The following is a 12,695-nucleotide window of genomic DNA, read 5'->3' as shown; positions in this document are numbered from 1 at the left end:
CGATGAAGGGGAGTGGGATGTGTGAGACACATTGAGACAATCAAATCAGTCGTCCTGCTTCTTCTAGTTGTGATAAGCATTACGTTCACATTCTCCATTTGGTCGTACGCACCAAAGCTTGCTCCAATCGATCCGAATCAGTCAGTAGATGGTTCGATTACAAGTATCCCAAATAAGAAACCCGTATCCGAAATCGTTCTTCCCTACAAATGGGTATTTAAATTTGATGAAGAAGAGCTATTCGGGACAACAGATTCAAATGTGATTAAACCAGTTTTAGATGAGATGATGCGCTGGAAAGTATTTGGACTAACCGCGGTCAACCAAGAGTTAACAGCAGATGAGCTCAACGACTTACTGACAAGTCGTAATCAGTATGTTCTCTATTATCCAGGTGAGGTTCCGGTTTCTGTATATGATGACGTTCTTGAAATTGAAGATAAGAATGTCTCAGAGGTCCTGTTCAATCGCCTTATTGTTAATTGGAATCCTGAGGACAGTTTGCCTGAAGTTCACTTCGTCAGTACCATCAGTAAGACGCATTATAAAGCTAAAGTGAAAATGGAAGATACACAACGTTTCCAGAAGTCGATCATTGACCGTGGAAAGAAGTTATCGCAATTTAAAGAGGTTCGCGTGAATGACTTCCGTACATTAGCTATTTCCAGTGAGCCAATTACCGTTGTAAACTCCACGTATATTGAAGAAGAAATTAACCCTTCTTTGTTTAAAGATGCGTTATTCAATGACCCGAATGCGGTCAGAAGAAATCTTGTCGGGACCAACACCGAAGAGTATGGAGACGGAATTGCAAGGATGAACGTGAATACAAAAACGAAAGTATTGAATTTCGTGTATCCACCTGATAGTCAGGAACTGTCGATTCCTTCAGAACTGATGACAACGACAATCGATTTTGTAAATGAACATAGCGGTTGGACGGATGATTATAGGTATTCGTACATGAATCCAGTATCACGCTATATTAAATTTCAATTACATGACAATGGGCTTCCCGTCTTCAGTGATGTGGCGAATGGATCTGATATTACACAAGTTCTCGGAGATAATCGTGTCTTCAGTTACAGTCGACCTTATTTCACACTGAACGCCCCTATAAAAAGCTATGAAGTCACATTACCCCCTGCAACGGAGGTGGCGCGGCAACTGGAAGAGTCGGGCGACCTCGATTTCACAGCAATTGAGGAAATCAAACCAGGATACTTACTCATACATGACACAGAGGTCGGTATTATGAAATTCGTGCCTCATTGGTTCTACTACGTCAAAGGGAATTGGGAAGTGTACGAAGAGGAACTAAATCGGAAGGGAGGCGGCCTTCTTGGATTGGAGTAAGACAAAAACAATCTTTATCATTGTTTTTTCGATATTAAATATTTGTTTGTATTGGATGTATGTGAATCGGAATGCGAACATTGAAAACTTAGAAGTAATGGGGACGACTTCAGTGGAAGATGTGCTGAAGTCAGAGAATATTACCTATAAGCTGCCTCCTTTTGTCGATAAGGAAGCATCCTATGTTTCTGCAGATATCGTTGACTTTAACAAAGAGTCACTTAAGGATTTAAAGGGTCAACGTATTGCGATTACAAGTGATAATCTATTGGAGTCCACCCTAACAGACAAACTCACATTCGAAGAGACGCAAAAAGATGATTTTAAAACTTTTCTGTCCCAGTATGTGTTGAACGGTAGTGAGTATACACTTTGGGATGTAGCTGAAGAACAGAACAAAGCATTCTTCTTCCAACAGTTCGATGGACGTCCGATTTATTACAGCCCTAGCACGATGCTTGTCGTCACTTGGGATGAATCCGGGCGGATCCAGTCGTATGAACAACGTATGTTACGAGACTTTACGAATTTCAATAAGAAGGATTTACTGTCACCGCTCGAAATTATCGGATCGCTCGCTTCACGAGGTTTGTTGAAACAAAATTCAGAAGTGACATCGGTTAAAATGGGATATTCCACACTCGTCCGTTTAACAGAAACTCAAGTATTTGCACCTACCTGGGATGTTCAAGTAAAATTGGAGAGTGGGGAAACGGAGCATCACTTCCTCAATGCTAATGATGGAAAAGTCATTGAGTTCCAGATCGATAGTGATAGTAATGAAGACAAAGAGCAATCTGAATAAGGAGTTTTTGCAATGCGATTCAGTATACTTGCCAGTGGAAGCACTGGTAACTCAGTTTATATAGAAAACGACTTAGGCGCATATCTTGTGGACGCGGGTTTAACGGCAAAACGAATCGAAGCACAACTTGCGAAGATTGGTCGCTCGATGAAAAATGTCAAAGCAATATTCGTTACCCATGAACATAGTGATCACATTAAAGGTGTGGGAGTTCTAGCGAGAAAGCACGGAGTTCCGATTTATGCGAACCAGAAGACATGGCAAGCAATGGATGGCTTAGTTGGTGCAATTGCACTGGAGCAACAATTCCAGTTCGATATGGAAACCGTCCATTCTTTCGGATCAATTTCAATCGAATCTTTTGCTGTTTCTCATGACTCTGTTGATCCAATGTTTTACGTATTTCATGAAAATGATCGCAAACTCGCCATCATTACTGATACCGGATACGTAAGTGATCGGATGAAAGGTATTATAAAGAGTGCGGACTCATTTGTGTTTGAATCGAATCACGATGTTGGCATGCTTCAGATGGGGCGCTATCCATGGAGTATTAAGCGTCGTATATTAAGTGATGTCGGCCACGTGTCCAACGAAGACGCAGCAATTGCGATGAGTGATGTCATCGAGCAGAAAGAGACGCAGATCTATTTGTCTCACTTAAGTCGGGATAACAACATGAAAGACTTAGCACGTATGAGTGTCGAACAAACATTACAAACATGTGGTGTCATCGCTGGAGAGTTTGTGCATCTTCATGATACGGATGCAGAAGAGCCAACCGCATTGATTACTGTTTAAAGATGAAACCGTATCGCTATAGGCGATACGGTTTTTTAATTCACTATATCTTCTAAAGTGGGACGATTCACTCCCATTACTCGTCTTTTTCATATAAGTTTTCATATTTCTTTTAAATTTATTAGAATGGGGTAAAGTGTAAGGAGAGAATTGAATCGAAAGGACGAGCGCCATGGATGATTACAATCGAGATCGAGAAGAAGAACAACCGCGGCCATCAGATCCGCTAAACGAACCAACACGAGCAGAGCGTTATGCAGTGCCACAGGAAGAAGTCACAAACAGAACACCACCGCCACCTGAACCACCAAAACGAAGAGGTAGCTTTTTCCCTGCACTGTTTGGTGCCATACTAGGAGGGCTACTCGTCTGGTTGCTCATGTTTACGATAGGTGGATCAGATGAAAAGCCAGTCACGGGAACTGTACAAGACTCCAGCAATTCAGAGCAAGTGAGTGTTGATATTAATAGTGATTTAACCGGAGTTGTTGAGAATTCGACAGATGCTGTAGTTGGAATCACTAATTTACAACGGGGTCAGGATTTTTGGTCACAGTCTGAGACACCGCAAGCGATTGGAACGGGTTCTGGTGTTCTTTATAAAAAGGAAAACGGAAAAGCGTATATTGTTACCAATCACCATGTTGTCGAGGATGCAGAAGAACTTGAAATAACACTTGACGATGGTACGAAGATTGAAGGTAAATTGATTGGCAGTGACGTTTGGACAGATCTTGCTGTTGTTGAAATTGACGGTAAGGACATTAAGTCGACAATAGAATTCGGAGACTCGGATGCTTTGAAACGAGGAGAAACGGTCATCGCAATCGGAAATCCGCTAGGTCTTGGTTTCTCTGGTTCCGTAACAGTGGGTGTTGTTTCAGGTAAAGATCGTTCCATTCCAATCGATATTGACCAAGATGGAAGCATCGATTGGCAAGCGGACGTCCTTCAAACCGATGCAGCAATTAATCCAGGCAACTCAGGTGGAGCGCTCATCAATATGGCGGGTCAACTGATTGGCATTAATTCCATGAAGATTACAGAAGCAACGGTTGAAGGAATCGGTCTTGCAATTCCTATTAACTTAGCTTTACCTGTCATTAAGCAGTTGGAGGAGACGGGTGAAGTGAATCGTCCAACCATGGGCGTATCACTCCTCGATCTACGTAACATTCCAGTGCAGCAGCAAAGTGTATTGCAGTTACCAGATAACGTGAAAAACGGTGTTGTGGTAACAGAAGTCTTCCGTAATACACCAGCGCAAACCGCAGGTGTTCAAAAATATGATACAATTGTAGAAATGGATGGAGAACCAATTGAAGACATGGTGACGCTGCGAAAGCATTTGTATAACGAAAAGAAAGTCGGCGACAGCATGACGATGAAAGTGTATCGTGAAGGAAAGCCTGTCACAATTGACATGGTACTGAAAGACGGTAACTCATTCTAATACACATGTGCATTAAAGAAACCAATTAGTTATCCACAGCAGGCACGATAGCAGAAAAACAGCTATTGTGTCTGCTTTTTTTATCAACAATTCTATGTTTGTGGATAAAACAGAAAATTTGTGCATAACTATGTTGAGAAGTAAAATTGATAAAGAGGTGAAAATTGTGAAAATTAACAGTTGTGAAACCCATATAAACCGGGCACTTGACGAATTTGTAGCAAAAGAAGAAACATTTCCGAATATGGAAACAATAAAAAATGATAACGAGTTATCCACAACGTGCGACTATTGTGAGTTGCTTGCTGTGTATCTTGTGACGAACACATAATCGGACACAACATCTAGAGGTATCTGTGGATATGTGCATAACTTCCGTGTATAACTTTTCAAAAAAGGTGGACAACGCTGTGAATATTACAATTGTGACTGTAGGAAAATTGAAAGAGAAGTACTTAAAAATGGGAATCGAAGAATATGCTAAGCGTCTCGGCGCATATGCAAAGATTGAACTAATCGAAGTGGCGGATGAAAAAGCGCCTGAGCAACTGAGTGAAGCGGACATGGAAATCGTGAAGAAAAAAGAAGCAGATCGTATTCTCGCAAAAATTTCCCCAGACGCACACGTCATTGCGCTCGCAATCGAAGGGAAACAAAAAACCTCTGAACAACTCGCAGCTGACCTCCAGTCATTAATGACATACGGCAAAAGTAAAATCACTTTTGTCATCGGGGGATCACTCGGATTGCATGCAGATGTCTACAAGCGAGCGGATGAGCTGCTATCATTTTCGAAAATGACGTTCCCCCATCAGTTGATGAAGTTGATCTTATTGGAGCAAGTGTATCGTGGATTCCGGATTATGAGGAATGAACCGTATCATAAGTAACACATCACAACCCAAAAAGAGCTATACTACTAAATACGGAACTAACAAGAAAAGGGTAAGGTGAACATTATGAATCAAAACGATATATTAACTAGACTACGATATGCACTGGATATAAAAGATGCTGAAATGGTTGAGATTTTTGCACTTGGTGGAATTGAAACCACAAAGGCAGAAGTACATGACATGATGTCGAAATCAAAAAGCAGTACGGATGGCGAGGCGTCAGACGAAGAGTATAGTAAAATGATCGACAACACGACGTTAGAGTCATTTTTAAACGGGTGTGTGATCTTAAAAAGAGGGCCACAAGAGGAAACTCCAGAGACGGTCAAAAATCAATTTTTAATGACGGCCGACAATCGAAACATGAATAATATTTTGCTCAAGAAGATGAAAATTGCGCTCTCCCTAACTAGCGAAGAAATGATTGAAATCTTAAATGAAGCTGGGATCACTGTATCGAAAAGTGAATTGAGCGCTGTTCTTCGAAAAGAAGGACATCGTAACTATAAAGAATGCGGCGATCGATATGCTAGAAACTTCCTAAAAGGATTAGCGTTCCAATATCGTCCATAATAATCTTCACAAAGAAAAGGTAGGCTCCGATTCGTTATCGGGGCCTACCTTTTCTAGTTACCTAGCAGAAAGTATGACAGCGCATACACGATACGCTATAATCATGAAGGTTGCAGCCACCTTTCAACATGAGAGAGGGGATCCACAGTGATTCAAGTTACAAATGTCAGCAAAAGTTTTGACGAAGTTCCAGTCATTCAATCCATTTCTCTCTCAATCGCTCAAGGTGATATCCATGGCGTCATTGGTGCGAGTGGAGCGGGGAAATCGACGTTACTGCGTCTTATCAATCTATTGGAAGTTCCTGATTCAGGCGATGTGGAAGTGAACGGTGAAAAGCTAACCGCGCTGAGCCACAAAAATCTACGACAGGCACGTAAATCGATCGGGATGATCTTTCAGCAATTCAATCTAGTGGCCAATAAAACTGTTTACGAGAATGTAGTGGTTGCGCTAGAACTTGCAAGCTATCCAAAAGGTGAACGCAGAACACGGGCGGTGGAATGTTTGCAGTTTGTTGGATTGGAACGCTTTCTGGACAAGTATCCAGCGCAACTGAGTGGTGGACAAAAGCAGCGCGTTGCGATTGCCAGAGCGCTTGCGAATCATCCACATGTGTTGCTGTGCGATGAACCCACTTCGTCCCTTGACCCTCACACAACTGCTGGAATTCTATCGGTGTTACAAGATATCAACCAACGACTTGGGGTCACCATTGTCTTGGTGAGTCATGAAATGGACGTCATCAAAAGTATCTGTAATCAGGTAACGGTCTTGACGGATGGAACAGTCCATAACTCATTGACCCTCACACCAAAAGGGATTCAAGCAACGGAAAGTACAGCGGATCACTTTGTGAAGCAGCTCATCAGAGATGGTGATGGTGATTGGGATGCCTGAAGTACTCGTTCAATATCAAGCAGAAATTTGGCAAGCCATTGCAGAGACATTCATCATGGTGGGTGTATCCATCGTCGCTGCTGTTTTGGTAGGTCTTCCTGTCGGGACTATTCTCTTCCTATGTCGTAAAGGACAGGTGTTTCAAAACAACTTCATCTATTCAGTCGTCAACTTATTCGTGAATGTGGTCCGCTCTTTTCCATTTCTCTTGTTAGTCGTCTTTTTAATTCCTTTCACGAGACTGCTGATTGGAACGGCAATCGGTACTGCGGCTGCAACCGTGCCGCTATCGATTATTGCCATTGCTCATTATTCACGATTAGTGGAACAAGCGTTATTGGATGTTCCTAAAGGTGTTCTGGAAGCAGCCGTTTCAATGGGCGCGTCCGTAAAAGAACTCATCTTCAAATTTCTTTATGTAGAAGCCCGTTCAGGACTTGTGCTCGGACTCACGACGTCTATCATCAGTTTCATTTCCTATTCGACAATAATGGGCGTCGTCGGAGGCGGGGGAATCGGGGATTTTGCGATTCGGTATGGCTATCAACAATTTAAGACGGATTTGATGATCTATATGATTGTGATTATGATCATCTTCGTACAACTCATCCAATTTACAGGAACGTCTGTATCGAGATGGATGGACAAACGATAAAGAACAGGAGACCACTATGAAAAAATTCCTTTTATTTTTAGTATTGAGCAGTATTCTTGTAGTAGCAGCAGGTTGCGGTAAATCAGATTCTTCCAGCGAGCCTGAAAAAGCACCAGTAAAAGAAGATGAGGTAGTTACTTTGAAAGTCGCGTCACTCATTCCACCTATGACAGAAATTCTTGATTTGGTGAAGCCGATGCTTGCAGAAGAAGGTGTCGATCTTGATATTGTCGTGTTAGGCGATAACGTACAACCGAATACGGCCCTTGCTGCAGAAGAAGTGGACGCAAACTTCTTCCAACACGTACCGTACATGGAACAGTTCAATAGCAACAATGATGCGAACTTAGTGCCAGTCACTCCGATCTATTTTGCTAATTACGGAGTCTATTCGAAAGACTATGATTCCATGGAGACTCTCCCGGAAGGTGCGAGTATTGCAATTGCGAACGATATTTCAAATATTGATCGTTCTCTAGCACTATTAGCTCAACAAGAGTTGATCACGTTGAAAGAAAAAGAAGGTCCGTACTATACAAAAGCGGATATCGTTGAAAACCCGAAGAACTATTCGTTCAAGGAAGTGGATCTTCTGATGCTAGCTAGAATGTATGACGACGCGGATGCAGTTATCATGACGCCTGCTTATGCAGCACCACTGAATTTAACGCCTAAAAGTGATGCGCTTCTAACTGAAGGTGTCGAAAATGATTTCGCGATTACGCTTATCGCACGAGAAGACAATAAGGACTGGGAACCAATCCAAAAGCTTGCGAAAGCGATGACGTCTGATGAAGTCCGTAAATTCTTAGAAGAAAACTACGATGAAACGGCAATTCCAGCATTCTAATAGCAAAATCAAAAGGCTTTAAGAGAGGGTATCCCCCTTTTTTTAAAGCTTTTTTCCATGATCCAGTCAAGCCTTGATCTTTTCATCAATCTCTCGGATGAATGAATTCAGAATAAGAATTTGCTCTTCCAACTTCTCTTTGTGCTGAAACAAAATCACTTTCGTATTGACGTTTTCATACGCACCATTGATGTCTGAGAGGTTCTCTCGAATATCCTCTATCGACATGCCAAGGTGTCGGAAGCACCGTATTAAATTCAGAACTTCAATATCTTTATCATCAAACGTGCGATTTCCCTGAGTGTTTCTCGTGATTGGCGGGATAAGGCGGATTTTTTCGTAGTACCGGATTGTGCTGGACGGAATCTGAGCTAACGCGCTTGCTTGTTGAATGGGATACATAGAGCATCCTCCTTGACTTAAAGTAAGGTTTAACCTTTAGGGTTAATCTTATCAAACATGAGGAGTGAGTGAAATGAAAAAGATTTTAGTCGTTGTCACGAATGTATCCAAATATCCAAATTTAGAACGCGCTACTGGGTTATGGCTTGGGGAAGCGGTACACTTTGTCGATGCATTGGAGAGTGTTGGTCACAAGATTGATTATGTAAGCCCTAAGGGTGGCTACACAGCAATTGACCCACATAGCTTACAGGCAGATCAGATGTCTGAACTTGACTGGAAGTATTACGAAGATCGTACCTTCATGAATAAGCTAGGCACGACGTTAGCTGCAAGTGAAGTGAATGCAGCTGAGTATGATGCGATCTACTACACTGGCGGCCACGGGGTTATGTGGGACTATCCAGAGGATGAAAATTTACAGAAAATCGCGAGTACAATCTATCAGAACGGTGGAATCGTATCAGCAGTTTGTCATGGATCGGCAGGATTAGTGAATATTAAAGACGCCTCAGGTCAGCCACTTATCGCAAACAAGAAGGTTTCCGGTTTTACCAATACAGAAGAAGCTGCATTAGGATTAGAGAACACTGTACCGTTCCTAACAGAAGATGCGCTAGTCAGTAAAGGCGCTAATTATGTAAAAGGTGATGATTGGTCAGCCTTTGCTGTTTCAGATAATCGCGTTGTCACTGGACAAAACCCAGCTTCTGGCGGTGCAGTAGCATCTGAAGTCTTGACTATTTTCAACTCATAAATCGAATAAAAATTGATTCAATAGAAGGATAGTAGTGATCCACTTCGATCACTACTATCCTTCTTTATTATGTTAAAAAAAAGGGGCTTTCGTAGAAATCAGTTTGCACTGAATTTCTGGAAAGTCCCTTTTAAAGATTACCCTGTTCAATTTGTTTAATGGCTTCCTCAAGCCAATAAATAGTGTGATCTGATTTAGTTGTAAAATAACCAACGAGCAATTCATTGAGGTTTTCACTTTTTTTGTCTTTGTGAGAATCGTTTTTAAAATTCATAATACGATCCCAATGTGCTTGATAAATCATTAATCTTTCTTTTAAAAGTATCACTACTTTTTCAGGATCCACATATTTGATATTTGCTAAGCCGATGACTACGTCATTTATATCGTTTGCAGATTCAAACAACTGATAGATCTTTCTAGGGAGCTCTTCACGCCCTTTAGCTGTAATCGCAAATACTTGTTTATCAGGTCGATGTTCTTCCTTTATTACTTCCACGGGTTCAATTAAGCCTTTTTTTGCCAAGGCATCAAAGTGATAGTAAAGCTTACTCTCTGTGATTCCACCTAATTCGTCCAATGGAATGGGTTCAGTCATTTGTTTCTTCAGCTCATAAGGATAGGTTTTACCTATCATTAGTTTGCTTAATATAAACACTTGAATGCTCATTCACGATGCCCCTTAAATAAGAATAATTATTCTTATTATAACACGGTTACGTTAACACTTTAGTGATTTCTTCTATTTCTGACGCTACTTTTGGCTTGTCAGATGGTTTCGATCTGTGAACTGTTGCAACGATGATGATATTTATTACCATAGCGACTAAACCGATTGCTGCCAAGTACCAAAGGAACGGACTTGGACTAATACTTCCGTACAAATCAGCTATATAGCCCTGTACTGAGTAATACATAGGTGTAACATGACTTGCCCATTCGTATGGTGCGTACATCATATCACGTGATATTACGGCTCCATTCGCTAAGGTTTGTACGAAGATTAGAGGGATATTGAGAATCATACCAGCGGATCCTAGTAAGAAAATAAGAATCGCTGTGAAATTGAAACTTACCATATAGATAAGAGTTTGGTGACCTACGATACTCAAGAACATGCTTCCGTCAGGTTGATTCACTAAGAAAGTGATTCCTGTAGCAGCTAATGAAGATAGCACAGCAATCAAGAGAGCACTCAATTGTAAGTAGATGAACAAGCGTGTTTTGCTAGCTTTCCCGCGGCTATCTTTAAATGCTTCCACTAATTGCATTGATCCGATCATAGCTCCGATATAACTCGCCATGGTTAGGAACATAGGGAGCATGTTATTGTGCATGCCATCTGGTATTTTGTTGATGGTCACTACGTTGCCTGCATAAGCAGACTCAATTTTTTCAGCTAATTCAGTAGCTTGCTTTTCAGGTACATTAAAGTTCATTAATACGCTTTGAGCAGTTTGTTGAGAGAATTGCTGACTCAATTGGTTATTAATTTCTGTCACAACTGACTTCATAGAAGAAGGAATGACTGTTGCTCCAGCATCATTAATTGTAAAGTCGATACTAGAAGATGTCTCACCACTTTGCATATCAGAAGAGAATGATTTTGGTATGTGAACGACTAAGGCTAAGTCGTTTTTTTCCAATTTCTTTAGTGCCTGTTTGTTTTGTATATCAGTTTCTATCTCCTTAAAAGGAAGATTTTCTTTAAGTTGACTAGCAATTGTTGCACCATATTTACCTGCATCATCATTAATGATGGCAATCGGTAAGTCGTCAATATTTCCTGGAATTGCCGTATAGCCTGGTAAGAAAATCCCTAGCATGGCAACCGCATAGAATACCCCCATAATGATGGCGGCGATAGAGCCTCTTGTTTTTAGAAATTGAGTGAATTTCATGTTTTTTTCCTCTCTCTGATTCAATATAAACTTTAACTTTACCACTTTATAAAAAGTGCTTTGTTTAAAGTACTTTGTAATTTTAATCTTTTTTCCTAGAAAGTCAACTTATTTGATCGTAGCTGAATTAAATAGGAGTTGAAGCAAGTGAGATAAATGACTTACGTCACTGATTTGGATGGGATTATCTTTAATTCATAAGAGCAACAACTATCAAATGAATAGAGTGGCTACCGTTTATACTGGTTATTAGGAGTGATGGAAATGAATGAGTGCATACAGCAACTGATTTATTGGATTGAGGACAAATTACATGGGGAGTTTTCTTTAGAGGAGTTAGCAAACAATATGGGTTATTCTCCATACTACTGTTCATTTAAATTTCATCAGGCGACGGGTCTCAGTATAAGGCGCTACATTCTCCTTAGAAGATTATATTTGTCTACGGAGGATCTAGTTAACAATCGTAAAATCATCGATATAGCTTTTGATTATGGTTATTCGTCACAAGAAGCTTATAGTAGGGCTTTTAAGGATGTTTTCGGAATGAATCCAAAGGAATTTCAATTGCATCAACTACCAGTACAATCATTTACTAAACTCACAATTCGTCAGGGGAAGGATGAATATAAGATGAACAACAGAGAGACCGAGGTTGTCCAATTACAAAATAGGAAGAGTGAATTATTTGACCGAGATGTATTGAATATATTAAATGGACAAATGATGTATGAGGACTTTAACAGTAAAAGACTAATGGGAGATTCTGATTATGCTCCGTTCAATGAAGCAATGTGTGTACATGCAACTACTACATCTATTTTTGATTCCACATTCATGCAGACTAGGGCGTTAGGTCATAATGTATCTGTAGATAGTTACAGCAACACCGTCATAAAACCATTGAGTAAGTTATTTAATAAGAAGTACAATTATATCGTTTTGTGGTTTGGAAAAGACATGTTTTGCCAGATGAATCTTTTGACCATTCTTGCCTATCTCGAGAAGTCCAACTACGTTGGGAAGATATTCTTGAATAGCTTTAGGGAGGATGAATTTAAAGTGAATCAAGTGGAGATGATGTTAGGATTCTACGACTCAGTCTATGAAGACGTTTTAGTGAATCAGGTAATGCCTTCTCAAAAGCTGATTCCAGTAATGTATCAGGCAGTTAAGCTGTTTTTAGAAATGCAAACAGAACATAACGTTGTCACTCAATACATTTCAAAAAACAAACAGGTACCGCAATCCGAATTAATGAAACGATTACTTGAGGTTTTTCCGATGATTGGATATGGGGATACACAATATATAGAGTTGATAAAAAAGGTAAAGTAGGTGACCAT

Annotated in this window: 15 protein-coding genes; 12 read left to right on the top strand and 3 right to left on the bottom strand. The window is 40.5% G+C overall.

The features are described from left to right. Nucleotides 1-21 precede the first annotated feature (21 nt). The 10 genes from ACRPI0_RS15500 (at nt 22) to ACRPI0_RS15455 (ending at nt 8,289) form a co-directional block, all read left to right on the top strand. Complete coding sequence (locus tag ACRPI0_RS15500) at nt 22-1,356, top strand: YycH family regulatory protein (RefSeq protein ID WP_432353672.1); 1,335 nt, start codon at nt 22-24, stop codon at nt 1,354-1,356. Further along, a complete protein-coding gene (locus ACRPI0_RS15495; RefSeq protein WP_432353670.1) occupies nt 1,343-2,161 on the top strand; it encodes a two-component system regulatory protein YycI in 819 nt (272 codons plus the stop codon). The genes ACRPI0_RS15500 and ACRPI0_RS15495 overlap by 14 nt, the downstream gene beginning before the upstream one ends. Nucleotides 2,162-2,173: 12 nt before the next feature. Beyond that, the gene (locus tag ACRPI0_RS15490; RefSeq protein WP_432353669.1) at nt 2,174-2,962 is read left to right on the top strand and encodes an MBL fold metallo-hydrolase; all 789 of its coding nucleotides are present in this window, start codon (nt 2,174-2,176) and stop codon (nt 2,960-2,962) included. Nucleotides 2,963-3,134: 172 nt separating this feature from the next. Continuing rightward, a complete protein-coding gene (locus ACRPI0_RS15485; RefSeq protein ID WP_432353668.1) occupies nt 3,135-4,415 on the top strand; it encodes a S1C family serine protease in 1,281 nt (426 codons plus the stop codon). A 166-nt stretch (nt 4,416-4,581) separates the two neighbouring features. Then, nucleotides 4,582-4,746, top strand: coding sequence for a CxxH/CxxC protein (locus ACRPI0_RS15480; protein ID WP_432353667.1), 165 nt, complete (start codon nt 4,582-4,584; stop codon nt 4,744-4,746). A gap of 79 nt (nt 4,747-4,825) precedes the next feature. Then, nucleotides 4,826-5,305, top strand: a complete 480-nt coding sequence (gene rlmH, locus ACRPI0_RS15475) for a 23S rRNA (pseudouridine(1915)-N(3))-methyltransferase RlmH (RefSeq protein ID WP_432353665.1) — start codon at nt 4,826-4,828, stop codon at nt 5,303-5,305. A 69-nt stretch (nt 5,306-5,374) separates the two neighbouring features. After that, nucleotides 5,375-5,884, top strand: a complete 510-nt coding sequence (locus tag ACRPI0_RS15470) for a DUF1456 family protein (protein ID WP_432353664.1) — start codon at nt 5,375-5,377, stop codon at nt 5,882-5,884. A 147-nt stretch (nt 5,885-6,031) separates the two neighbouring features. Next, the gene (locus tag ACRPI0_RS15465) at nt 6,032-6,784 is read left to right on the top strand and encodes a methionine ABC transporter ATP-binding protein (protein ID WP_432353663.1); all 753 of its coding nucleotides are present in this window, start codon (nt 6,032-6,034) and stop codon (nt 6,782-6,784) included. Beyond that, the gene (locus ACRPI0_RS15460) at nt 6,777-7,439 is read left to right on the top strand and encodes a methionine ABC transporter permease (protein WP_432355985.1); all 663 of its coding nucleotides are present in this window, start codon (nt 6,777-6,779) and stop codon (nt 7,437-7,439) included. The genes ACRPI0_RS15465 and ACRPI0_RS15460 overlap by 8 nt, the downstream gene beginning before the upstream one ends. Nucleotides 7,440-7,455: 16 nt before the next feature. Then, nucleotides 7,456-8,289, top strand: coding sequence for a MetQ/NlpA family ABC transporter substrate-binding protein (locus ACRPI0_RS15455; RefSeq protein ID WP_432353662.1), 834 nt, complete (start codon nt 7,456-7,458; stop codon nt 8,287-8,289). Nucleotides 8,290-8,355: 66 nt separating this feature from the next. Here ACRPI0_RS15455 and ACRPI0_RS15450 read toward each other — a convergent pair whose 3' ends face one another. Further along, nucleotides 8,356-8,691, bottom strand: a complete 336-nt coding sequence (locus tag ACRPI0_RS15450) for a MerR family transcriptional regulator (RefSeq protein WP_432353661.1) — start codon at nt 8,689-8,691, stop codon at nt 8,356-8,358. 73 nt (nt 8,692-8,764) lie between these two features. Here ACRPI0_RS15450 and ACRPI0_RS15445 point away from each other — a divergent pair, with 73 nt between their 5' ends. Beyond that, on the top strand, nt 8,765-9,448 hold the full coding sequence (locus tag ACRPI0_RS15445) for a type 1 glutamine amidotransferase domain-containing protein (protein WP_432353660.1): 684 nt from the start codon (nt 8,765-8,767) through the stop codon (nt 9,446-9,448). Between the two features lie 130 nt (nt 9,449-9,578). Here ACRPI0_RS15445 and ACRPI0_RS15440 read toward each other — a convergent pair whose 3' ends face one another. Both ACRPI0_RS15440 and ACRPI0_RS15435 read right to left on the bottom strand, forming a co-directional pair. Next, nucleotides 9,579-10,118: a PadR family transcriptional regulator gene (locus ACRPI0_RS15440; RefSeq protein WP_432353659.1), complete on the bottom strand. Its 540-nt coding sequence runs from the start codon at nt 10,116-10,118 to the stop codon at nt 9,579-9,581. 46 nt (nt 10,119-10,164) lie between these two features. Beyond that, nucleotides 10,165-11,349: a YhgE/Pip domain-containing protein gene (locus tag ACRPI0_RS15435; protein ID WP_432353657.1), complete on the bottom strand. Its 1,185-nt coding sequence runs from the start codon at nt 11,347-11,349 to the stop codon at nt 10,165-10,167. A gap of 264 nt (nt 11,350-11,613) precedes the next feature. Here ACRPI0_RS15435 and ACRPI0_RS15430 point away from each other — a divergent pair, with 264 nt between their 5' ends. Continuing rightward, nucleotides 11,614-12,687 carry a helix-turn-helix domain-containing protein gene (locus ACRPI0_RS15430; protein ID WP_432353656.1) on the top strand — a complete coding sequence of 358 codons (1,074 nt, stop codon included), beginning with the start codon at nt 11,614-11,616 and terminating at the stop codon, nt 12,685-12,687. Nucleotides 12,688-12,695: the final 8 nt, after the last annotated feature.

The organism is Sporosarcina sp. A2, from assembly GCF_050858885.1.
Lineage (GTDB): Bacteria > Bacillota > Bacilli > Bacillales_A > Planococcaceae > Sporosarcina.
The sequence above is the reverse complement of the archived record's forward strand: the minus strand, read 5'-3'. Positions and strand labels throughout refer to the sequence as shown.